The organism is Streptomyces prunicolor (assembly GCF_045162825.1).
GTDB classification, from domain to species: Bacteria; Actinomycetota; Actinomycetes; order Streptomycetales; family Streptomycetaceae; genus Streptomyces; species Streptomyces prunicolor.
Genome location: NZ_CP108676.1, coordinates 9577711 through 9601902 on the forward strand (window position 1 = coordinate 9577711; position 24192 = coordinate 9601902).

Below are 24192 nucleotides of genomic sequence, written 5' to 3' on the forward strand. Positions count from 1 at the left end.
CCCCCACAGGGCCAACCTCTTCGACATGCCCGCATCCCTCCCGTGAACGCCGGCTCAAGTCCCCCGGGAAGGAGCGGAGCGCCAGGAGCAACCATCGTCGCGGATCACCGGCCGCGAAGGCATCGGGGAAACCTCTGAACTATGCCCGCGCGATGGCACCTAAAGAGTCCTAAAGCGCCCTAAATACCAAATCAACCGACCCCGATCCCACGTCATCGCCCGATGTCCCAGTCGTTACGGGAGCGTGACCGAGAGCCCCTTGCCTGCCCCGGAATTCTTGCACGAGAGTGATGTATGCGCTTACAGGAAGCGCATACATCCGGAACGCTCAAGGAGGAGCAGTCCATGCGCCGTCCTGCTACCACCGCTTCGATCGCCCTCACCGTGGCCTCCGCGCTCACCCTCACCGCCTGCGGTGGTTCCGGTGGCGCGGAGGTGGCGGCCGACGCCAAGCAGACCCTGACGGTCTGGGCGATGGGCGCCGAGGGCGAGAAGCTCGCCGACGTCGCCAAGGCGTACCAGAAGACGCACCCCAACATCACCGTGAAGGTGACACCCGTCGGCTGGGACGTGGCACACCAGAAGCTGGTCGCCGCCGCTGCCGCCGACAAACTCCCCGACGTCGTCCAGATGGGCGGGACCTACCTCGGCGAGTTCGCGGACATGGGCGTCCTCGAACCGGTCGACACCAAGACGATCAAGGAGGGCGACTTCTTCCCCGCCGCCTGGGACCAGGTGTCTTACGACGGCAAGGCCTACGGCGTCCCGTGGTACGTCGACACCCGCGTCCTCTACTACCGCACCGACCTCGCGGCCAAGGCCGGCCTCAAGACCGCCCCGGCGACCATGGCCGACCTGCGGACGGCGGCCGAGGCGTACCAGAAGAAGGCCGGCACCAAGTGGGGGCTGTCCATCCAGCCGGGTGGTCTGGACACCGTCCAGAGCTTCTACCCGTTCCTGTACTCGGCGGGCGGTGAGCTGCTGACGAAGGACGACAAGCCCGTCATCGACAGCGCGGCGGCCGTCAAGGCGCTGGAGAACTACGGGAGTTACTTCCCCAAGGGGCTCAGCGCGAAGTCGGTGCGGCCCGGCTACGACGTGACCAAGGACTTCAACACCGGTTCCGTGCCCATGTTCTTCGGCGGCCCGTGGATCATGTCCCTGCTCGACGACAACTACCCGGACCTGAAGGGCAAGTGGGCGATCGCGCCCGTACCGACCGACGTGTCCTCGGTGTCGATGGCAGGCGGGTCCAGTCTCGCGATCTCGGCGGACAGCGAACACAAGGCCGCCGCCGAGCAGTTCATCGCCTCCCTCACCAACGCCCAGGGCCAGGCCGACTGGTACGAGCGCACCCGCGACCTGCCCGCCAACAAGGCGGCCTGGGAGACCGGTGAACTCGCCACCGACGCAAACCTGAAGATCTGGCGGCAGCAACTCGAAACGGCCAAGACTCCGCCGTCCGACCCGAAGCTCACCGAGATCACCTCCAAGGTCGACACCGCCATCGAGCAGGTCACACAGGGCCGTTCGTCCGCGAAGGGCGCGCTGGGCAAGGCGCAGTCCCAGATCGAAGGGCTCGTGAGGTAACAGCGATGTCCCTGGTGACCGGATCGACCGCCGACAGCGCGGCCACGGGCCCAACCAAGCTTTCCAAGAGCCCTGTTGGGCCGAAGCGAGGGGCGGGTCGCGAACGCCGACTGGGCCGGCACAACCTGCACGGCTGGCTGTTCTCGGCGCCCTTCCTCGTGCTGTTCGGCGTCTTCATGCTCCTCCCGATCGTCGCGACACTCCTGATGAGCTTCACCGACTTCGGGGCCCGCGACGTGACCCGCCCCTTCGAGGCGGAGTTCGTCGGCTTCGACAACTACACACGGCTCTTCGACGACGACGTGTTCCGTACGGCGCTCTTCAACACCGGCTACTTCGTGGTCGTCGGCGTCCCGCTGACCGTCGTGCTGGGACTGCTGATCGCCGTCCTGCTCAACAACGGCATCGACCGCGCCCGCACCTTCTTCCGCGTCGGCTTCTACGCCCCGGTCGTCACCACCATCGTCGCGGTCGCCGTGGTCTGGCGGTTCGTGCTCGACCCCTCGGACGGTCTCGTCGCCGGTCTCGCCTCCGAACTCGGCCTGACCGCACCGGACTTCCTCGGCTCCGAGACCTGGGCCATGCCCTCGCTGATCGCGATGGCGGTGTGGCGCAACCTCGGCACCGTGATGGTCCTGTTCATCGCCGGACTCCAGGCCGTCCCCACCGAGGTCCGGGAGGCCGCGCGGCTGGACGGCGCCGGCGCCTGGCAGGAACTGCGGCGCGTCACCGTGCCGTTGCTGCGGCCGACGATGCTCTACGCCAGCGTCATCACCTCCATCGGCTACCTCAACGTGTTCGAGGAACCCTTCGTGATGACCCAGGGCGGCCCCTCCAACGCCACCATGACCGTCTCCCTGGACATGTACCAGGAGGGCTTCAACTTCTTCCACATGGGCTACGCGAGCGCCATGGCGTACGTCCTGTTCGTGGTGATCATGGGCATCACGGTGCTCCAGCTCCGACTGCTGAAGGACAACACGTCATGACCGCGCCGACGGTGAACGCACCGACCCGCCGTCGCCCGGGCCGGGTCCGAGGACCCCTGCTGTACACGGTCGCGTCGCTGGGGCTGCTGGTCATGTCCGCACCGTTCCTGTGGATGGCGCTGTCGGCCTTCAAGACGAAGAAGGACCTCACCGCCAGCCCGCCGGTGTGGATCCCCAGCCACTGGACGCTCGCCAACTTCCGTGCGCTGCTGGACCAGTTGGACATGGCGCGGTACTTCATGAACTCGCTGATCGTGGCGGTGCTCGTGACCGTCTGCAATCTGCTGTTCTGCTCGATGCTCGGCTATGCGCTGGCCAAGCTCCAATTCACCGGCCGCTCCAAGGTGTTCGGCATCGTCCTCGCGGCCCTGATGGTGCCGGGCAACCTGCTCGTGCTGCCGCTGTACGTGCTGATGACCAAGCTGAACCTCATCGACAGCTATGCCGGACTGGTCCTGCCGTTCGCCGCCGGGGCCTTCGGGGTCTTCCTCATGCGGCAGTTCATGCAGTCGATCCCCGACGAACTCCTCGAAGCGGCCCGCATCGACGGCGCCGGCGAGTGGTACATCTTCTGGCGCATCGTGCTGCCCCTGGTCAAGCCCGCCCTGGCGACCCTGACGATCTTCACCTTCCTCGGTTCCTGGAACAACTTCGTCTGGCCGCTGATCGCGACCAACGACCCCGGCAAGTACACGCTCCCCGTGGCGTTGGCGACGTTCGCCAACGATCCCAACCGCACGGTCGGCGGCGGCAACGGCATGTTGATGGCCGGCTCCCTGCTCGTCGTGCTGCCGGTGCTGCTCGTCTTCGCCGTGCTGCAACGCCACTTCACCCAGGGCATCGCGACCGCCGGGCTCAAGTAGCGCGCCCCGCACGCCAGTTGGACCCATCCGATCCGCCGTCGGCCCCACACGCCCGTTGGCCCCACCCAGCAGAAGGACACGTCGAACCATGAGTCGCACTCCCACCCCGTTCCCCGACGGCTTCCTGTGGGGCGCCTCCACGGCCGCCCACCAGATCGAGGGGAACAACGTCAACAGTGACTGGTGGCGCAAGGAACACGACCCGGCCGCCGGGATCGAGGAGCCCAGCCTGGACGCCTGCGACAGCTACCACCGCTGGGATCAGGACTTGGACCTGCTCGCCCAACTCGGCTTCACCGACTACCGGTTCAGCGTCGAATGGGCTCGCATAGAACCGGTTCCCGGCACCTTCTCCCGCGCCGAGATCGCCCACTACCGCCGCATGGTCGAAGGCGCCCTCGCCCGCGGCCTGCGCCCCATGGTGACCCTGCACCACTTCACGGTGCCGCGGTGGTTCGAGGACCTCGGCGGCTGGACCGCCGACGGCGCCGCCGACCTCTTCGCCCGCTACGTCGAGCACTGCGCGCCGATCATCGCGGACGGCGTCCGCCATGTGTGCACCATCAACGAACCCAACATGATCGCCGTGATGGCGGGCGCCGCCAAGGCCGGCGACCAGGGCTTCCCGCCCGCCGGGCTGCCCACCCCGGACGAGGAGACCACCCACGCGGTGATCGCCGCCCACCTGGCCGCCGTCAAGGCGGTGCGCGCGATCGACCCCGCCATCCAGGTCGGCTGGACCATCGCCAACCAGGTCTACCAGGCGCTGCCCGGCGCCGAGGACGTCACCGCCGCCTACCGCCACCCCCGCGAGGACATCTTCATCGAGGCCGCGCGCGACGACGACTGGATCGGCGTCCAGTCCTACACCCGCACCAAGATCGGCCCCGACGGCCCGATCCCCGCGCCCCAGGACGCCGAACGCACCCTCACCCAATGGGAGTTCTACCCGGAGGCCGTCGGCCACGCCCTGCGCCACACCGTCGACGTCATCGGCCCCGACGTCCCGCTGATCGTCACCGAGAACGGCATCGCCACCGCCGACGACACCCGCCGTATCGACTACTACGCCGGTGCCCTGGACGCGGTCGCCGCCGCCCTCGACGACGGCCTGAACATCGGCGGCTACCTGGCCTGGAGCGCCCTCGACAACTACGAATGGGGCTCCTACCGGCCGACGTTCGGCCTGATCGCCGTGGACCCGGTCAGCTTCGCCCGCACCGCCAAGCCGTCCGCCGCCTGGCTCGGCGCCCTCGGCCGCACCCGCGAACTGCCGCGCGCGGCAGGCGGGAACGCGTAGCCACGCCCCAAGTCCCGGGAGCCGACGGGCCCCTGACAACCCGTCGGCTCCCGCCCCACCGCTGTCCCGCCCGGGACACGACGACGCGCACACCCCTTCCCTTGCCCGTCCCGCCCGCATTCCCCTGGGAGTTGGACCCGCATGAACCGTCGTACGTTCCTCACCACCGCCACGGCGGGAGCCGCCGCCCTCACCGCCGCGCTGCCCCTCGCCTCCGCGTCCGCGTCGACCCGTGGCCGCCCCGCCCCCGACGGCCCGCCACTGCGGACCTGGTTCGAGGCCACCTACCGCTCGATGACCGCGATGACCACCGAACTCGGCCTGACCGCCGACACGATGGACGTCTCCGGCACCGGCACCCCCGTGCCCTCGCCCCAGACCTCGCCGACCAACATCGGCTGCGGCCTGTGGTCGACCGTCGCCGCGGCAGGCCTCGGCGTGATCTCCGGGTCCGTCATGCACCGACGCCTGGCCTGTACCCTCTCAGCGGTCGAGAAACTGGAGCGCGCGCACGGCTTCTGGTTCAACTGGTATGACGCGTACGACGGTTCGGTCCTCACGAGCTGGCCCGGGACGGGCGACCCGGTGCGCCCCTTCCTCTCCACCGTCGACAACGCGTGGCTTGTCACAGGGCTGAAGATCGCCGCCGACGCCGACCCGGAACTGCGTCCGCGCATCGCCCGACTCCTCGCCGACGCCGACTGGTCGTACTACTACACCCCCTACGACCCGGCCGACCCGGTGGCCGGCCCCGGCCAACTGCGCGGCGGCTTCTGGCCGGACAAGCCCGGCAAGGGCGAACCCACCGGCCACCACTACGGCGCCCTCAACACCGAACCCCGGATGGCGAGTTACCTCGGCATAGCCGACAACTCCCTGCCGACCGAGCACTATTGGCACCTGTTCCGCACCCTGCTCCCCGGTATGGGACAGGAACAGGAACCCGAGGGCTCCTATGTCACGATCGACGGCGTACGGGTGTGGGAGGGGCACTACACCTACCGTGGCCGCAAACTCGTCCCCACCTGGGGCGGTTCGATGTTCGAGGCGCTGATGGTCCCGCTGTTCGTGCCCGAGGCCGCCTGGTCGCCGTACTCCTGGGGCACCACCCACCAGCGCTACGTACGCAGCCAGATCGAACACGGCCTGGACGAGGCGAAGTACGGCTACTGGGGCTTCTCACCCGCCAACATCCCCGAGGGCGGCTACCGCGAGTACGGCGTGGACCCGATCGGCATGCAGGAGGACGGCTACAACTCCCTCGGCGTCGTCACCCCGCACGCCTCCTTCCTCGCCCTGCCGTACGCCGCGCCCGAGGCCCTCGCCAACCTCACGGCTCTCGCACGGGACCTCGGCGCCTACGACGACCGCTACGGCTTCCGCGACTCCGTCGACACCGCGAACGGCCGCGTCAGCGACTACGTCCTCGCCCTCGACCAGGGCATGATCGCCGCCGCACTCGCCCAGCACCTGCGCCCCGGTCTGCTCCAGCACCCCTTCCGCACAGGCGGCTTCCGCTCCCGGGTCCGGCCTCTCCTCGGCAAGGAGCGCTTCAGCATCTGAGAAACGCGCGGGGATCCGATCGGGTCGGGACTGGGGTCGGAACGCGGGTCGGGACTCGGGTCGGGAAATCGGGACTCAGGCTGGGAAACAGTGCGGAAACCTGCGCCATCAGGTTGCGTGGCGCGCAACCTGGTGCGTATAGCGGTACTCGTATTAGCATGCCTCGCGTATCTACGGCGCGAGCGAGACGAGAGATCATGGCTCCCCTGCAATACGACTTCGTCATCGTCGGCGGTGGATCCGCCGGCAGCGCGCTGGCGAACCGGCTCTCCGCGGACCCGGCCAACCAGGTGCTGGTCCTGGAGGCCGGCCGGCCCGACTACCCCTGGGACGTCTTCATTCACATGCCGGCCGCGCTGACCTATCCGATCGGCAGCCGGTTCTACGACTGGAAGTACGAGTCGGAACCCGAGCCGCACATGGGCGACCGGCGCGTCTACCACGCCCGCGGCAAGGTGCTGGGCGGCTCCAGCAGCATCAACGGCATGATCTTCCAGCGCGGCAACCCCATGGACTACGAGCGCTGGGCCGCCGACGCGGGCATGGCGAGCTGGGACTACGCGCACTGTCTGCCGTACTTCAAGCGGATGGAGAACTGTCTCGCGGCCGATCCCGACGACGAGTTCCGCGGCCACGACGGTCCGCTCGTCCTCGAACGCGGGCCTGCCTCCAACCCGTTGTTCGGCGCGTTCCTCAACGCCGTTCAGGAAGCGGGGTATCCGCGCACCGACGACGTCAACGGCTATCAGCAGGAGGGGTTCGCGCCCTTCGACCGGAACGTCAGCCGGGGGCGACGGCTGTCGGCTTCGAAGGCGTATCTGAAGCCCGTGCGGAAGCGGCCCAACCTCACCGTCACCACCCGCGCGATGGTCACCCGAGTCCTCTTCGAGGGCAAGAAGGCCGTCGGCGTCGAGTACCGGCACCGCGGCAAGGTCCGCGAGGTGCGCGCCCGCGAGGTCATCCTGTGCGGCGGCGCGATCAACTCGCCCCAGCTGCTTCAGCTTTCGGGTGTCGGCAACGCGGAGGAGCTGACCGCGCTCGGCATCGATGTCGTCCACGATCTGCCGGGCGTCGGCGAGAACATGCAGGACCACTTGGAGGTGTACATCCAGTACGCCTGCAAGCAACCCGTCTCCATGCAGCCGTACATGGCGAAGTGGCGCGCCCCCTTCATCGGCCTGCAATGGCTCTTCCGCAAGGGTCCCGCCGCCACCAACCACTTCGAGGCCGGCGGCTTCGCCCGCAGCAACGAGGACGTCGACTACCCCAACCTGATGTTCCACTTCCTGCCCATCGCGGTCCGCTACGACGGCTCGTCGCCGGCCGGCGGTCACGGGTACCAGGTGCATGTCGGACCGATGTACTCCGACGCGATCGGCTCGGTGAAGATCAAGAGCAAGGATCCGCTGGAGCACCCGGCGTTGCGCTTCAACTACCTGTCCACGGAGCAGGACCGGCGTGAGTGGGTCGAATCGATCCGGGTCGCCCGCAAGCTCCTCAACCAGCCCGCGCTCGCCCCCTACAACGACGGGGAGATCTCGCCCGGGCCGTCTGTGGAGAGCGACGAGGAGATCCTCGCGTGGGTGGCCAAGGAGGGCGAGACCGCTCTGCATCCGTCCTGCACCTGCAAGATGGGCACGGATGAGATGTCCGTCGTCGACCCTGACAGCATGCGGGTGCACGGTGTGGAGGGGCTGCGGGTCGTGGACGCGTCGGTGATGCCGTACGTGACCAACGGCAACATCTACGCGCCGGTGATGATGATCGCGGAGAAGGCGGCGGACCTGATCCTGGGCAAGGAGCCGCTTGATCCTTCCTCGGCTGTGTATTACAGGCACGGGGGTGCACAGCAGAAGCAGGCGGGGTAAGCGCGGGGCGTTGAGAGGCTGAGGGCGTCGGGGGTTCTGGGGGCTGCCGCCCCCAGGCCCCCGCTTCGGCCTGAACGGCCTCGTCCTCAAACGCCGGACGGGCTGGACATGGCCGGCCTGTGTTTCGACGTGCCGGTGACGGCTGGGTGTTGTTGGCCCGTGTTTCAGGCTGCCGGGGACGGGCTGGATGGTGTCGGCCTGCGTTTCGAGTTGGCGGCGACGGCTGGATACGGCCGGCCTGCGTGTCGAGAGGCCGGAGACGGCTGAATCGCCGGGCTGCGCTCCAATGCGCCGAGGGCGGGCTGATGTGTGCCCGCGTTGGAGGGCGCCGAGGACGGGCCGGCGTATGCGTGTCCGCGTTGCAGGGTGCCGAGGACGGGCTGATGTGGGCGTACCCGCGTTCCAAGTCGTCTTGGACGGGCTGATTGGTGTGTGCGCCAGCGTTCCAAGCCGCCGCGGACCGGCTGGTGTGCGCCCGCGCTCCAAGTCGCCGGGGGACACGCTGATCCGCGCGTGCCTGTGTCGCAAGTTGCCGCCGACAGGCTGGTGTGTGCGCCAGCGTTCCAAGCCGCCGCGGACCGGCTGGTGTGTGCCCGCGGTCCAAGCCGCCGAGGGACACGCTGATCGGCGCGTGCCTGTGTCGCGAGTTGCCGCCGACAGGCTGGTGCGTGCGCCCGCGTTTCGAGTCGCCGCGGAGTGACTGATGTGTGCGCCGGCGTTCCACGTCGTCGTGGGACACACTGGTGTGTGCGCCAGCGTGGCAAGCCGCCGCAGACAGGCTCGTGGGTGCCGAGCACCCAGCTGCCGCGGACTGACTGTTGTGTGTGCGCCTGCGTTCCAATCCGCCGGTGGGCATGCTGATTGGCGCGCGTCCGCGTTCCAAGTCGCCGCCGGCAGACCGCCTTCAGCGCGCCCGCGCCCCGAGTGCCGCCGCCGGAAGCCGTATACGGCCCACACCCGTACCCGAACCCACACCCGAACCCGCGCCCGGACTCACCCGCCCCCCCCCGCGCCCGGATTCACCCCACCCCCACCCTCACCGAAACACCACCGTCCGATTCCCATACACCATCACCCTGTTCTCGCTGTGCCACTTCACCGCGTGCGCCAGCACCTGCGCCTCCACGTCCCGCCCCACCGTCACCAGCTCATCCGGGTCGAGTGAGTGGTCCACCCGGACCACGTCCTGGTCGATGATCTGGCCCTCGTCCAGTTCCGGTGTCACGTAGTGCGCCGTGGCGCCCACGAGCTTGACCCCGCGGTCGTATGCCTGCTGGTAGGGGCGGGCGCCCTTGAAGCTGGGGAGGAAGGAGTGGTGGATGTTGATGGCGTGGCCCTCCAACTGCTTGCAGAGGTCGTCGGAGAGGATCTGCATGTAGCGGGCCAGGACCACCAGGTCGATGTTCAAATCCCTTACCAGGTTCAGGAGTTGGGCCTCCGCTTCGGCCTTCGTGTCCCTGGTTACCGGGATGTGGTGGAAGGGGATGCCGTAGGTGTCCGCCAGTCCCTCGAAGTCGCGGTGGTTGGAGACGATCGCCGGGATCTCGATGTTGAGGGCGCCGGTGCGTTGGCGGAACAGCAGGTCGTTCAGGCAGTGGCCGAACTTGGACACCATGAGAAGGGTCCTGGTGGGGGTGGAGGCGTCCCGGAGGGTCCAGGAGATGCGGTACGCCTCGGCGACCGGGCCGAATCGGTAACGCAGAGTTTTCAGGTCGGCGTTTGGATCGGAAACGTCGAAGTGGACCCTCATGAAGAAGCGGGCCCCCAGCCGATCATCGAATTGCTGGCTCTCCAGGATGTTGCCGGAGTTCCGGACGAGAAAGCCGCTCACGGCATGGACCAGTCCGGCGCTGTCCGGACAGGAGAGGGTGAGGACGAATTCGCGGCCAGGGTGCGGTCGAGGGGACATGGGCGGCCTCCGTCGGTGCGTGTTGCGCAACAAGGTGAGCGATACGCAACATGGTTGGGCCGGGCGCCACTCGCGGTCAAGAGGCGGCCGGGCGATGGGCCGCATGGCGAAATCGTCATCCGCCAACCCCTTGACGTATGTCTGCACATTCGCCAGGGTGTTCCACCACAAGCAATACGGTGCACAATGCGCAACGAAATTCGCTCGAAGGGCTCCACACGTGGCAGACCTGTATGTGGACGGAGAATGGCGCGACGCGGTGGCCGGCGGTCACCGTGACATCCGCTGTCCCGCCGACGGCACGCTCACCGCGACCGTGTCCGAGGCAACGCGTCCCGACACCGAGGCCGCGATCGCCGCGGCCCGCCGCGCCTTCGACGAAGGGCCCTGGCCGCGCACCCCCGAGCGGGAGCGCGGGGCGCTGTTGCTACGGACCGCCGACCTCATCGAGCGCGATGCCAAGGAGTTCGCCCGCGCCGAGTCGTTGGACACCGGCAAGCGGCTGGTGGAGAGCGAGTACGACATCGCCGATGTCGTCTCCTGTTTCCGTTACTACGGCGGGATCGGCGGCACCGACGCCGGGCGGGTCATCGACACCGGACGCGACGATGCCGTAAGCCGGGTCGTCTACGAGCCCGTTGGCGTGTGCGGGCTGATCACGCCCTGGAACTACCCGCTGCTGCAAGCCAGTTGGAAGGTGGCTCCGGCGCTCCTCGCGGGAAACACGATCGTCCTCAAGCCGAGTGAACTCACGCCCTCCACCTCCATCCTGCTGATGAAGGCGCTGGAGGAGGCCGGACTGCCCGCCGGTGCCGCCAACCTCGTTCTCGGTGCCGGGCCCGAGGCGGGCGCGCCGCTCTCCGAGGACCCCGCCGTCGACATGGTCTCCTTCACCGGGGGACTGGAGACCGGCAAACACATCATGGCCACCGCCGCCGTGACCGTGAAGAAGGTCGCGCTGGAGCTGGGCGGCAAGAACCCCAACGTCATCTTCGCCGACGCCGACTTCGAGACGGCCGTGGACTTCGCGCTCACGGCCGTCTTCCTGCACTCGGGCCAAGTCTGCTCCGCCGGCGCCCGGTTGATCGTCGAGGACTCGCTGCACGACCGGTTCGTGGACGAAGTCGTGCGGCGTGCGCGGCAGATCAGGCTCGGCGGGCCCTTCGATCCCGAGGCCGAGACCGGGGCACTGATCTCCGCGCAGCACCTGGAGAAGGTCGAGGCGTACGTCGCGGCGGGCATCGCCGAGGGCGCCGTGCTGCGGTGCGGTGGTGAGCGGCCGTCCGAACTCGCCCTCGCCGACGGGCACTTCTACCCGCCGACCGTCCTCGACGCGTGCACGCAGGACATGCGGGTGGTGCACGAGGAGTCCTTCGGACCGGTCCTGACCGTGGAGCGGTTCACCGACGAGGACGACGCCGTACGCATCGCCAACGACACCGAGTACGGACTCGCCGGAGCCGTCTGGACCCAGGACGCGGGGAAGGCCCAGCGGGTCGCCCGGCGGCTGCGGCACGGCACGGTGTGGATCAATGACTACCACCCCTATGTGCCGCAAGCGGAATGGGGTGGCTTCGGACACTCGGGCGTGGGCCGGGAGTTGGGACCGACCGGCCTGGACGAGTACCGAGAGCCCAAGCACATCTGGCAGAACATCCAACCCCGGCCGCAGCACTGGTTCCGCGGCTGAACGCCGAAAAGAGGTCGATCGTGACCCCAGCACAGACCGAGGTGCCGCAGCGGCGCGGCACTCCCCAGGACTCGGCCCCCACCCCGGTCATATCCGTGCGCAAGCTGTGGAAGGTGTTCGGGCCGAAGGCAGAGCAAGTACCCGAATCCGAGGAACTGTGCGGGCTCACGCGCCGTGAGCTGATGGACCGCACCGGCTGCACCGCCGCCGTACGCGATGTGAACTTCGAGGTCTCGCCCGGCGAGGTCTTCGTAGTCATGGGGCTGTCCGGCTCCGGGAAGTCCACCCTGGTGCGATGTCTGACCCGGCTGATCGAACCCACCGCCGGCGAGATCGTCTTCGAGGGCGAGGACATCCGGGACGCGGACGCCAAGCGGCTGCGCGAGCTGCGGCGCCGTAAGTTCTCCATGGTCTTCCAGCACTTCGGGCTGCTGCCGCACCGCCGGGTCGTCGACAACGTGTCGTTCGGCCTGGAGATCCGCGGCATGAGCAAGGCCGAGCGCACCAAACGAGCCCTGGAAGTCGTCGAGTTGGTCGGGCTCTCCGGGTACGAGAACTCCTACCCCGACCAGCTCTCCGGCGGAATGCAGCAACGCGTCGGCCTGGCAAGGGCGTTGGCCGGTGACCCGGACGTCCTCCTCTTCGACGAACCGTTCTCCGCGCTCGACCCGCTGATCCGCCGTGACATGCAGAACGAGGTCATCCGGCTGCACCACGAGGTCGGCAAGACCATGGTGTTCATCACCCACGACCTGTCCGAGGCTCTCAAGTTGGGCGACCGCATCCTCATCATGCGCGACGGCAAGATGGTGCAGTGCGGGACGGGGGACGAGCTGGTCGGCGCCCCCGCCGACGACTACGTTCGCGAGTTCGTGAAGGATGTGCCGCGCGGCGACGTCCTCACTCTGCGCTGGATCATGCGGCCCGCCGTGGACGAAGACCCCCTGGACGGACCCGAGTTGGGCCCGGACGTCGTCGTACGCGAGGCGACGCGCGCCGTACTCGCGGCCGACAAGCCCGTCAAGGTCGTCGAGAACGGCAAGCTGCTCGGCATCGTCGGCGACGAGGAGATCCTCGCGGTCGTCGCCGGGCGGGAAGGCGACGCGTGATGACCGTCGCCGTGGAGAAACCGGAGCCCGCACAGCAAGTCGCGGACGCCGCACCGGAGTTGAAGAACCCGCGACGCAAGGTGACCCGGCCCATGATGGTGGGCGCGATCCTCGTCGTGTGGCTGGTGCTGTTCGCCGTGCTGCGCGGCAAGCAGACGCTGACACTCGCCGCGGCCGATCTCACCGGTCTGCACCGGTGGTTCAACGACCTCAACGACTCGATCGGCGCCGACCGCAACTCCAACCCGCTCTTCCTGTACTTCTTCAACGAGATCCGCCTGGTCATCGACAACCTGGTGACCTTCGTCCAGGACCTGATCTCGCAGCCGAGCGGCGACCGCCCGCTGCCGCAGATCGGCTGGCTCGGTGTCGTCGGCATCGTCGGCTTCCTCTCCTGGGCCGTGGGCAACTGGCGGGTCGCGCTCCTCGCCATGGCCGGCTTCGCCTTCTTCGGGCTGCAGGGGCTGTGGCAGGAGAGCATGGACACCCTGGCGCTGACCCTCTCCGCGGTCCTCGTGGCGCTGGTGTTCGCGATCCCGCTGGGGGTGTGGGCGGGGCTGTCCGACCGGTTCAACCGGATCATGACGCCCTTCCTGGACTTCATGCAGACGATGCCGACCTTCGTCTACCTGGCACCGCTGACCCTGTTCTTCCTCATCGGTCCGGCCTCCGCCGTCATCGCCACCGTGATCTACGCGGCCCCGCCCGCGATCCGCATCACTGCGCACGGCATCCGCTCCGTACCGGAGACCACCGTGGAAGCGGCGGATTCCATGGGGTCGACGCGCTGGCAGTCGCTGATCAAGGTGCTGCTGCCGATGGCCAAGCGGACCGTGGTCATGGGCGTCAACCAGACCATCATGGCCGCCCTCGCCATGGTCACCATCGCGGCCCTGATCGACGCGCCCGGCCTCGGCAAGACCGTCATGCAGGCGCTGCAATCCCTTGACGTCGGTACGGCCTTCAACGCGGGCCTCGCCATCGTCGTCATGGCGATCGTCCTCGACCGGGTCACGACCGCGTCCAGCACCCGTGCGGAAAAGGCCCGCAACTCCGACGGCCGCTTCCTCAAGTGGCGCCGCCCGCTGCTGGGTTCGGGCGCGGTGGGCGTCGTAGTGCTGATCTACCTGTCGCACACCTACCTCTGGGCGGCGCAGTTCCCCGGCGACGGCACCACCGGCAGTCATATCGCCAACGCGGCGGACAGCGTGACGACTTGGGTGCAGGACAACCTCTCGGGCCTCACCAACGCCTTCCGCAACGCGATCACCAACGGACTGCTCAACCCGTTCCAGTCGCTGCTCACCGACTCCCCGTGGTGGCTCGTCGGCGCGGTGCTGATCGGGATCGGCGTGGTCGTGGGCGGCTGGCGCTCCGGCGTCACAACTGCCGTCTGCGTAGGCCTTCTTGTCGGAACGGGCGTGTGGTCGGATGCCATGACGACCCTGGCCTCGACGATCGTGGCGACCGTGCTGGTGATGGTGTTCGGCATCGCCTTCGGCGTGTGGATGGGTCGCAGCATGCTGGTCGACCGGCTGCTGCGGCCCACTCTGGACGCGGCGCAGGTCATGCCGCCGTTCGTCTATCTCGTGCCGTTCCTCGCGCTGTTCGGCCCCACCCGCTTCACGGCCATCGTCGCCGCGATCGTCTACGGGGCCCCGGTCGCCATGAAGATCATCGCGGACGGGATCCGGGCGGTGCCCGAGACCACCGTGGAAGCGGCCACCTCCGCCGGGTGCAACACCTGGCAGATCATCACCAAGGTCCAACTGCCGATGTCACGCAGTGCCCTGACGCTCGCGACCAACCAGGGCCTGATCTACGTGCTGTCGATGGTTGTTGTGGGCGGCCTGGTAGGTGCGGGCGCCCTCGGCTACGACGTCGTGGCCGGATTCTCACGCGGGGAGCTGTACGGGAAGGGGCTTGCCGCGGGTCTGGCCATCGTCCTTCTCGGAGTCATGTTCGACCGGATCACTCAGGCCGCGGCGCGCCGCGCCACCGCTTAAGGAGCACGACACCATGGCAAGACACTGGCGAGCCGGCGCGGCCGGCCTGGCCGTCCTCGGCCTCACCCTCACCGCGTGCGGCGGGGCGAAGGTCGAAGACAGCTCCTCCGCGGGCTCGGGAAGCTCGGGCAAGTGCGGCACCTTCAATCTGGCCGTCAACCCGTGGGTGGGCTACGAGGCGGACGCGGCGGTCGTCGCGTACGTCGCGCAGCACCAACTCGGCTGTACGGTCGAGAAGAAGGACCTGAAAGAGGAGATCGCCTGGCAGGGCTTCGGCACCGGCGAGGTCGACGCCGTCCTGGAGAACTGGGGCCACCCCGACCTGGTGAAGAAGTACATCACCCAGCAGAAGACCGCCGTGGACGCCGGCCAGACCGGCAACAAGGGCCTCATCGGCTGGTACGTGCCGCCGTGGCTGGCCAAGGCGCACCCCGACATCCTCGACTACAAGAACCTCAACAAGTACGCGTCGAAGTTCAAGACGTCCGAGTCGGGCGGCAAGGGCCAGCTCCTCGACGGCGACCCGTCGTACGTCACCCACGACGAGGCGCTGGTGACGAACCTGAAGCTGGACTTCAAGGTGGTGTACGCGGGCAGCGAGACGGCGCTCATCCAGGCCTTCCGCACCGCCGAGAAGAACAAGCAGTGGGTGATCGGCTACTTCTACGAGCCGCAGTGGTTCCTGTCCGAGGTGCCGCTCAAGAAGGTCAGCCTGCCCGCGTACAAGACGGGCTGTGACGCCGATGCGGCGAAGGTCGCCTGCGACTATCCCGTCTACAACCTCAACAAGGTCGTCAGCGCGAAGTTCGCCAAGTCGGGCAGCCCCGCCTACAACCTGGTGAAGAACTTCAACTGGACGAACGACGACCAGAACGAGGTCGCCAAGTACATCGCCCAGGACAAGATGACCGACGACGCCGCGGCCAAGAAGTGGGTCGAGGCCAACAAGGACAAGGTCGACGCCTGGATCAAGTAGCGCCGGCGTCCGCCGCTGATGTGGTTGTTCTCCGGCCAAGGCTCCGTGGGTGTATTGCGTGAACTGCCGGAGGACAGCCTATTTCGCCCGCGATTCCTCCCGAATTCCAACATGAAATCCTCACCTGGAGCGTGGCCGCCGGCAAAATAGTCAAGCTGCGGCAAAAATGATTTCCGAGGTCCGGGGTGAAGGCATCTCCCCGGTAAGATCTCGTCCGGAATGACACACGGTTACGACCAAACCCAAATTCATTCGGAAACGGGGAGACATGGGGATTCGCAGATATACGCGGAGCGTTCTGATTGCCGGGATTCTGCTTGGGACATCCATCTTCACTCCAGCCACTCAGGCTGACGCTGCAGCTGGGCAGTACCACTTGAACCTCGGTCAGAAGCTGACCGTCGGGAAGTGCATCGTGTCCACTAAGGGGCAGCGCGGGGCTGTCGCAAAGCTTTGCATGGGCAAGTATGCCAACGCGCTCATCTACTACAAAGGTGTTCTAAAGGATGAGTTCGGACCGAATCACGTGACGTCGGCTCAGCCCAGCGCCTACATCACGCTCGCGTCCGACCACAACGTCAAGATTTATAAGTACTCCGGTGGGCCACTTCTGTTCAACAGCAAGACCGCCGGGAGATTCCCGGCGACCCAGCTGTGGATCGACTCCTGCGCGGCTCTTCCCTACTGGAACGTCGCCCTGGTGAAGCCTGGAAGCTTCAACTGGCCCTGGAAGGGTGAACACTGCGTCGGCTAGTTGTACCCGGCCAGTCGGGTAGGACCGCCGCATTGCTGCGGCGGTCCCCCTCAGAACCGGCCGTGCGGGCTTTCCCCGCAGCTCGGCTCAAGCAAGCCCGAGTGGCTCACAGGCGTGCAGTGCAGGACGAGTGGATGAGACGGAGTTGCACCCCGTCCGACGTTTCGATCCCGCGATAGGTGATCTTCCTGGTGGTGACCGCCTGTCGGGTGCCTCGCAGCCATTGTTCCCACTCGGTGGGGCTGGACGGCGGAGCGTCGGCGTGCAGCAGCGGTCCCCGGCAGATCAGAAACTGCCCGTTCTGCGCCTGGAGCAGGCGCAGGGTGGCACGGTTGATCGGCGGTGGTGGGCTGGTGCGGCGCCGTTCGGCCCAGTAGGTCGCCAGGGCAGGGTCGTCCGGGAACGCCGAGCCGTGGACCGTCTGGTGTCGGACGATCTTCGTCCAGGCGTATTTCAGCAGGTAGGCGCCGCTGTCGCGGTCACCGAACACCCACTGGTCCTGCCGGGACTTGTTGAATGTGCCGTAGTACCGGGTGGTGACCCAGTGCCGGGGCTTGTTCGGGTGCGCGCGGGTCGCCCACTTGTAGGTGAGCTTCCACATGTAGTCGTCCAGCGCGGTGAAGACCTCGCTGGCGACCACGCTCCGGTAGTAGGCCGACCTGCCCCGGATGATCGGGTTGAGTCGTTGCAGCACCGCGGCAGCGTTGGCCCCGTGCGGGGACCGCACCTCGGCGCGCAGCCTGTTCCGGATCCGTCTGATGGCCTCACGGCTGGGCTTGATCAGCAGCTTGCCGTGATAGGGGCGGATGGTGAAGCCGAGAAAGTCGCAGCCTTCTTCGAGGTCGACGACGCGCGTTTTGTCCTCGTTGAAGACCAGTCCCCTCGGCCTCAGCCACTCGGCAAGCCGGGCCTTGACCTGTTCGGCCTGTTCCCGTGAATGGCACAGGGCGACGAGATCGTCGGCGTATCTCACCAGCAGCGGGGAGCCCGGCATGGTGTCACCGGCACGGCGTCCGGTCGGCCGGTACTGGACTCCCGCAGCCGTCTCCATCCCATGCAGGGCGATGTTCAGGAGCACAGGGCTGATCACGCCGCCTTGAGGAGTTCCCTCCTCGGTTGGCGTGAACCGGCCTTCCTCGACCACACCTGCTCGCAGCCACTGCCCGATCCGTTCCCGCGCGGGGAATGTGCCGAGCTGCTGAAGCAGGTGGTCGTGGTCGATTCGGTCGAACGCCGCTGCCAGATCCGCGTCCAGTACCCACCGGCGGCGGGTCTTGCTGCCCTTGGCCGTCCAGTAGATCGCCGCGATGGCGTCCTGACAGCTGCGGCCGGGCCGGAAGCAGTACGACTTCGGCTCGAACCGCGCTTCCCACTCCGGTTCCAGTGCCTGGGAGACGCGGGCTGGCTCGACCCGGTCCAGGATCACGGGAATGCCGAGCGGGCGTCTCCTGCCGCCTGGCTTGGGGATATACACCCGCTTGACGGGCCGGGCTCTGTCCGGGCTGATCCGGTGCTGAACCCGAAGGGCCAGTTCCGCTTTGCCCGAGGCGGTCAGGACGACCTGACCGTCGATCCCGGCCGTCTTGCGTCCTGTGTTGATCTCCGTCACCCGTCGCACGCTGACCAGCGTGCTGGACAGAGAGCGGAGCATCAGTTTCTGCAAGTTGCGGACCCTTTTGAGGTCCCCTGCCTGCGATGCCGTGAAGATTCTCTGCCGCAGTCGCCGTACTGACTCCTCCTGGACCTGCCAGTCGATGGCATCCCAGTCGAGCGGAGTGTCCTCCGGTCCGTTCACCGGGCCGGTGCTGGTCGCGGCCGAGGCGGCAGCGGGTATGACCGTCACGGTGTCCAACTTGCCCTTCGGTTCTGGTTCCTGTTCAACAGCGTTCCTCACAGGCTCACCCGGCCCACGTCAGCACCCTTTCGGGTCGGGCATCCGCCCGTATCCGGCCAGTTATGCGGGACTCGGCGGAGGTGCCGGTGCTGTCCCGGTTTCCTGCTGCCTTTCGGCGGCCGGCGTTGGCTTCTTGGACCGTCCTGCACCCGCTGGGGAGTTGGGCCTTCCTTACGGTCGGCTGACCAGACCAGCAGGTCTGGACCCCAACGGGGTTGTCGCGTTCCGCACGCGTGAGATGCGACCGGGGTGGGCGCCCTCATTACCCCGGGGCGGTGGTGTCCTCCCGGCCGACTCGGAGTCTTCGACCGGCACCCGCCGCTTCTCAGCGGCCAGCCCTGCACCCCGCTCATGCTTCCCATCTGCGAGGCTTGCCATCACGGAGCATCGTTGAGGGTTCAGTGGGCTTCACCCGTCCGGTCTTCCCCTTGCCTGTGACCCCCGGATGGAACGGGAGCCCTTGGGCTTCTCCCCCGAGCTTCGCACCCCGCCATTACCAGCGGGTCCCAGATCGCGCTGCCACGCTAACTCGTTCGCCGCCCAGTGCCGCAAGCCCGTAAGCCGACCATCACACGATCGAGCTAAACGTCCCTGCGTGCTGAGTTCTTGACACCCCTCCCCGAGGCGGGCACATTGAGTTGCGCAACCTGCAGCACGTTGCGCAGAAAGCAACTCAACGGTTTTGAATTTCGGAGGTGCGGCGATGGCGGGACCCCGAGTGGTCATCATCGGAGCGGGCGTCGTGGGGGCGGCGCTCGCGGACGAGATCTCCGCGCGAGGCTGGACCGAAGTGACCGTGGTCGACCAGGGCCCGCTGCCCGCCACCGGCGGCTCGTCCTCGCACGCACCAGGGCTGGTCTTCCAGACCAACTCCTCGAAGACGATGACCGAGTTGGCCCGCTACACGGTCGAGAAGTTCTGCTCCCTCGACGTCGACGGCAAGCCCTGCTTCCTCCAGGTCGGCGGTCTCGAAGTCGCCACCACCCCCGAACGCGTCGCCGAACTCCACCGCCGCCACGGCTGGATCACCGCCTGGGGCATCGAGGCCCGCCTGCTGAGCGCCGAGGAGTGCGTCGAGCACCACCCGCTGGTGAACCCCGACCGGGTCCTCGGCGGCCTCCTGGTCCCCACCGACGGCCTCGCGAAAGCCGTCCTCGCCGTCGAGGCGCAGATCCGCCGGGCCACGGAGCGCGGCGTGACCTTCCTCGCCCGCCACGAAGTCCTGGACGTCCAGCAGACCGACGGCCGCGTCACCGGCGTCCTCACCGACCAGGGCGAGATCCCCGCCGACATCGTCGTGTGCTGCGCCGGCATCTGGGGCCCGAAGATCGCCCGCATGGTCGGCATGAACCTCCCGCTGACCCCGCTCGGCCACCAACTCGCCTGGACCGGACCGGTACCCGCCCTCGCCGGCCAGACCGAGGAGGCCGTCCGCCCGATCCTGCGCCACCAGGACGCCGACCTCTACTACCGCGACCGCTTCGACGCCATCGGCATCGGCTACTACGGCCACCGCCCCATGCCGATCTCGGCCGACGACATCCTCGCGGTCGGCGAGGCCGACGACATGCCCTCCGTCCTCAAGTTCACGGAGGACGACTTCGCGCCCGCCTGGACGGAAACGCAGTCCCTGCTCCCCGCGACGAAGGACGCGAAGGTCGAGGAGGGCATCAACGGCCTGTTCTCCTTCACCACCGACAACTTCCCCCTCCTCGGGGAGAGTTCGGACGTCAAGGGCTTCTGGGTCGCCGAGGCGGTCTGGGTCACGCACTCGGCGGGCGTCGGCCGAGCGATGGCCGAGTGGCTGGTCGACGGCCACTGCTCGTCCTTCGACCTCCACGAGTGCGACGTCAACCGCTTCGAACAGCACCAACTCGCCCCCGAATACGTCCTGGCCCGCGACTGCCAGAACTTCGTAGAGGTCTACGACATCCTTCACCCCCTGCAACCGTCCGGGAAGCCGCGCCCGATCCGCACCAGCCCCTTCCACACCCGCCAGCAGGAACACGGCGCGGTCTTCCTGGAGGCCAACGGCTGGGAACGCCCCCAGTGGTACGAGGCCAACTCGGCCCTGCTGGAAGGCCGTTCGATCCCCACCCCCAACGACTGGGCGGCGCAGTACTGGTCGCCCATCGTCGGCGCCGAGGCGCAGGCCACCCGCGAGACGGTCGCGATGTACGACATGACGGCCCTCAAACGCCTGGAGGTCACCGGCCCCGGCGCCGCCGACTTCCTGGAGGGCCTGGTCACCGGCAAGGTCGCCAAGTCGGTCGGCTCGGTGACGTACACCCTCCTGCTGGACGAGGACGGCGGCATCCGCAGCGACATCACCGTCGCCCGCCTGGCCCGCGACCGCTTCCAGGTCGGCGCCAACGGCAACCTCGACCTCGACTGGTTCACCCGCCACCTCCCGGCCGACGGCACGGTCCAGGTCCGAGACATCACCCCCGGCACCTGCTGCATAGGCCTGTGGGGCCCACTGGCCCGCAAGGTCCTCCAGCCCCTGACCGACGAGGACTTCACGAACGAAGGTCTCAAATACTTCCGCGCCAAAAAGGCCTACATCGGCACGGTCCCGGTAACGGCCATGCGCCTGTCGTACGTCGGCGAACTCGGCTGGGAGCTGTACACCACGGCCGACCAGGGCCAGAAACTCTGGGACACCCTCTGGCAGGCAGCGCAACCGCTGGGCGGTGTCATCGCGGGCCGGGGCGCCTTCAACAGCCTCCGCCTGGAGAAGGGTTACCGCTCCTTCGGCACCGACATGACCTACGAGCACGACCCGTACGAGGCCGGCGTCGGCTTCGCCGTCAAACTCGACAAGGGCGACTTCATCGGCAAGGCGGCACTGGAACGCCGAAAGACCGACGTACAACGGCAGTTGACCTGCCTCACCATCGACGACCCGCACGCGGTCGTCATGGGCAAGGAACCGGTCTACGACGGCGAGCGCGCCGTCGGCTACGTCACCAGCGCCGCCTACGGCTACACGATCGGCAAGGGCATCGCCTACGCCTGGCTCCCGGCCGAACTCGCCACCCCCGGCACCCAGTTGCACATCGGCTACTTCGACCAGCGCGTCGAGGCGGTCGTGGCGGCGGAGCCACTGTTCGACCCGACGATGTCCCGTCTCCGTGGCTGACCGGAAGGACACGAACGCCGTATGAACGCGCTCAACACCCCCTTGGCCGAACTGGATCCCGAGGTCCACGCCGCGCTCCGCGCCGAACTGCACCGCCAGCAGTCCACGTTGGAGATGATCGCCTCCGAGAACTTCGCACCCTCTGCCGTACTGGAGGCGCAGGGCTCGGTCCTCACCAACAAGTACGCGGAGGGCTACCCGGGCCGTCGCTACTACGGCGGCTGCGAACACGTCGATGTCACCGAGAGGTTGGCGATCGAGCGGGTCAAGTCCCTGTTCGGCGCGGGCTTCGCGAACGTCCAGCCGCACTCGGGCGCGCAGGCCAACACGGCGGTGTTCTTCGCCCTGTTGAAGCCCGGCGACACGATCCTCGGCCTGGACCTCGCCCACGGCGGACACCTCACCCACGGCATGCGCCTCAACTACAGCGGCAAGATGCTGAACGTGGTGCCGTACCACGTGGGCGAGACGGACAACCTGGTCGACATGGACGAGGTGGAACGTCTCGCGAAGGAGCACGGCCCCAAGATGATCATCGCGGGATGGTCGGCGTATCCACGGCAGTTGGACTTCGCGGCGTTCCGGCGGATCGCCGACGAGGTGGGCGCGCTGCTGATGGTCGACATGGCGCACTTCGCGGGCCTGGTTGCCGCAGGCCTGCACCCCAACCCCGTCCCGCACGCACACGTGACCACGACGACAACCCACAAAACCCTCGGCGGCCCACGCGGCGGAGTCATCCTCACCAACGAGGCGGACCTCGCCAAGAAGATCAACTCGGCGGTGTTTCCCGGCATGCAGGGCGGCCCGCTGGAGCACGTCATCGCCGCGAAGGCGGTGTCGTTCAAGGTCGCGGCGTCTCCGGAGTTCGCCGAACGCCAGGCCCGCACACTCGCCGGCTCCCGCATCCTCGCGGAGCGCCTCACCCGAGCCGACGTGGCCGCGACCGGCGTGAGGGTCCTGACCGGCGGCACGGACGTGCACCTGGTCCTGGTAGACCTGCGCGACTCCGAACTCGACGGCAGGCAGGCGGAAGACCTCCTCCACGAGATCGGCATCACGGTCAACCGCAACGCCGTGCCGTTCGACCCGCGCCCGCCCATGGTCACATCGGGCCTGCGCATCGGCACCCCGGCGCTGGCCACGCGAGGCTTCACGGAGGAGGACTTCGCCGAGGTCTCCGACGTGATCGCGCTGGCCCTCCAACCGGCCCCGGACACAGAGGACTTGCGCGCCCGCACGGAGGCGCTGGCCGCGAAGCACCCGCTCTACCCGTACCTGTCCGAGGAGGGCGACCCCCGATGACCCCGCGCACCCCCGGCGCCGACCTCCCCGAACACCCCGACTGGCTCTGGCGCACACCCGAGCCGAAACGCTCGTACGACGTCGTCATCGTGGGCGGCGGCGGCCACGGCCTCGCCACTGCCCACTACTTGGCGAAGAACCACGGCATCACCAACGTTGCGGTGTTGGAGAAGGGTTGGCTGGCGGGCGGCAACATGGCCCGCAACACCACGATCATCCGCTCCAACTACCTGTGGGACGAGAGCACGGGCATCTACGAACACGCCCTCAAACTCTGGGAGGGACTGGAGGAGGAACTCGACTACCCGATCCTCTTCTCCCAGCGCGGAGTCCTCAACCTCGCCCACAGCCTCCAGGACGTCCGGGACAGCGTGCGCCGAGTAGAGGCGAACCGCCTCAACGGGGTGGACGCCGAATGGCTCGACGAACGGCAGGTCAAGGAGGTCTGCCCGATCGTCAACACCTCACCGGACGTGCGGTATCCGGTGATGGGAGCCACCTATCAACCCCGCGCGGGCATCGCCAAACACGACCACGTGGCCTGGGGCCTGGCCCGTTCCGCCGACGCGGCAGGCATCGACCTCATCCAGAACTGCGAGGTGACAGGCCTCGACATAGTCGACGGCAGGGTGGTGGGCGTACAGACCACGCAGGGCCCGATATCGGCGGGCAAGGTAGCCCTGTGCTCGGCGGGTCACACGTCAGTCCTGGCAGCCATGGCGGGCATCCAACTCCCTCTCCAGAGCCACCCGTTGCAAGCACTGGTCTCGGAACTCCTGGAACCGGTCCACCCCACGGTGGTCATGTCGAACGCGGTCCACGTGTACGTGAGCCAGGCGCACAAGGGCGAGTTGGTGATGGGCGCGGGCATCGACTCGTACAACTCCTACACCCAGCGCGGCGCGTTCCACATCATCGAGGAACAGATGGCGGCGGCGCTGGAACTGTTCCCGGTCTTCGCCCGCGCGCACGTCCTGCGCACGTGGGGCGGAATCGTGGACGTAACCCCGGACGCGTCACCGATCGTAGGCCTCACTCCGGTGGACAACCTGTACCTCAACTGCGGCTGGGGAACAGGCGGTTTCAAGGCCACCCCGGGTGTCGGCTGGGTCTACGCCCACACGATCGCCCACGACACCCCTCACCACCTCAACGCCCCCTTCTCGCTCGACCGTTTCACCACCGGCGCGCTCGTCGACGAGCACGGCGCCGCCGCGGTGGCCCACTAGGGAGC

General features: G+C 67.7%; 16 protein-coding genes. 14 read left to right on the top strand and 2 right to left on the bottom strand.

All coding sequences use genetic code 11. The features are described from left to right. Window positions 1-345 precede the first annotated feature (345 nt). The 6 genes from OG588_RS43425 to betA all read left to right on the top strand — a co-directional run bounded on the left by OG588_RS43425 (window position 346) and on the right by betA (window position 8173). A complete protein-coding gene (locus OG588_RS43425; RefSeq protein WP_405952053.1) occupies window positions 346-1590 on the top strand; it encodes a sugar ABC transporter substrate-binding protein in 1245 nt (414 codons plus the stop codon). Window positions 1591-1595: 5 nt separating this feature from the next. After that, window positions 1596-2579 carry a carbohydrate ABC transporter permease gene (locus OG588_RS43430; protein WP_405952054.1) on the top strand — a complete coding sequence of 328 codons (984 nt, stop codon included), beginning with the start codon at window positions 1596-1598 and terminating at the stop codon, window positions 2577-2579. Beyond that, window positions 2576-3442 (top strand): carbohydrate ABC transporter permease, encoded by an 867-nt coding sequence (locus OG588_RS43435; protein WP_405952055.1) that lies wholly within the window; start codon window positions 2576-2578, stop codon window positions 3440-3442. The genes OG588_RS43430 and OG588_RS43435 overlap by 4 nt, the downstream gene beginning before the upstream one ends. 88 nt (window positions 3443-3530) lie before the next feature. After that, window positions 3531-4742, top strand: coding sequence for a glycoside hydrolase family 1 protein (locus OG588_RS43440; RefSeq protein WP_405952056.1), 1212 nt, complete (start codon window positions 3531-3533; stop codon window positions 4740-4742). A gap of 141 nt (window positions 4743-4883) precedes the next feature. Beyond that, window positions 4884-6305 carry a glucoamylase family protein gene (locus tag OG588_RS43445; protein WP_405952057.1) on the top strand — a complete coding sequence of 474 codons (1422 nt, stop codon included), beginning with the start codon at window positions 4884-4886 and terminating at the stop codon, window positions 6303-6305. Between the two features lie 197 nt (window positions 6306-6502). After that, on the top strand, window positions 6503-8173 hold the full coding sequence (gene betA / locus OG588_RS43450; RefSeq protein WP_405952058.1) for a choline dehydrogenase: 1671 nt from the start codon (window positions 6503-6505) through the stop codon (window positions 8171-8173). A 1036-nt stretch (window positions 8174-9209) separates the two neighbouring features. Here the strand turns inward: betA and purU are convergent. Beyond that, a complete protein-coding gene (purU, locus tag OG588_RS43455; protein ID WP_405952059.1) occupies window positions 9210-10082 on the bottom strand; it encodes a formyltetrahydrofolate deformylase in 873 nt (290 codons plus the stop codon). 220 nt (window positions 10083-10302) lie between these two features. Between purU and OG588_RS43460 the strand changes: the two genes are divergently transcribed. The 5 genes from OG588_RS43460 (at window position 10303) to OG588_RS43480 (ending at window position 16617) form a co-directional block, all read left to right on the top strand. Next, a complete protein-coding gene (locus OG588_RS43460; protein ID WP_405952060.1) occupies window positions 10303-11772 on the top strand; it encodes an aldehyde dehydrogenase family protein in 1470 nt (489 codons plus the stop codon). A 20-nt stretch (window positions 11773-11792) separates the two neighbouring features. After that, entirely contained in the window at window positions 11793-12881 is a 1089-nt protein-coding gene (locus OG588_RS43465) for a glycine betaine/L-proline ABC transporter ATP-binding protein (protein WP_405952061.1), read from the top strand. After that, a complete protein-coding gene (locus OG588_RS43470) occupies window positions 12881-14887 on the top strand; it encodes an ABC transporter permease (protein WP_405952062.1) in 2007 nt (668 codons plus the stop codon). Before OG588_RS43465 ends, OG588_RS43470 begins: the two co-directional genes overlap by 1 nt. Window positions 14888-14900: 13 nt before the next feature. Further along, complete coding sequence (locus OG588_RS43475; protein ID WP_266864769.1) at window positions 14901-15863, top strand: ABC transporter substrate-binding protein; 963 nt, start codon at window positions 14901-14903, stop codon at window positions 15861-15863. 268 nt (window positions 15864-16131) lie between these two features. Beyond that, window positions 16132-16617 (top strand): hypothetical protein, encoded by a 486-nt coding sequence (locus OG588_RS43480; protein WP_266864770.1) that lies wholly within the window; start codon window positions 16132-16134, stop codon window positions 16615-16617. 106 nt (window positions 16618-16723) lie between these two features. On the opposite strand, the gene ltrA is transcribed toward OG588_RS43480, so the two are convergent. Continuing rightward, a complete protein-coding gene (gene ltrA, locus OG588_RS43485) occupies window positions 16724-18460 on the bottom strand; it encodes a group II intron reverse transcriptase/maturase (protein WP_398850065.1) in 1737 nt (578 codons plus the stop codon). A 754-nt stretch (window positions 18461-19214) separates the two neighbouring features. On the opposite strand from ltrA, the gene OG588_RS43490 reads away from it, so the two are divergent. The 3 genes from OG588_RS43490 to OG588_RS43500 are packed head-to-tail and all read left to right on the top strand — an operon-like array spanning window position 19215 to window position 24187. Then, complete coding sequence (locus tag OG588_RS43490) at window positions 19215-21653, top strand: FAD-dependent oxidoreductase (protein WP_405952063.1); 2439 nt, start codon at window positions 19215-19217, stop codon at window positions 21651-21653. Between the two features lie 21 nt (window positions 21654-21674). After that, on the top strand, window positions 21675-22958 hold the full coding sequence (gene glyA, locus OG588_RS43495) for a serine hydroxymethyltransferase (RefSeq protein WP_405952064.1): 1284 nt from the start codon (window positions 21675-21677) through the stop codon (window positions 22956-22958). After that, window positions 22955-24187 (top strand): sarcosine oxidase subunit beta family protein, encoded by a 1233-nt coding sequence (locus tag OG588_RS43500; protein WP_405952065.1) that lies wholly within the window; start codon window positions 22955-22957, stop codon window positions 24185-24187. Before glyA ends, OG588_RS43500 begins: the two co-directional genes overlap by 4 nt. Window positions 24188-24192: the final 5 nt, after the last annotated feature.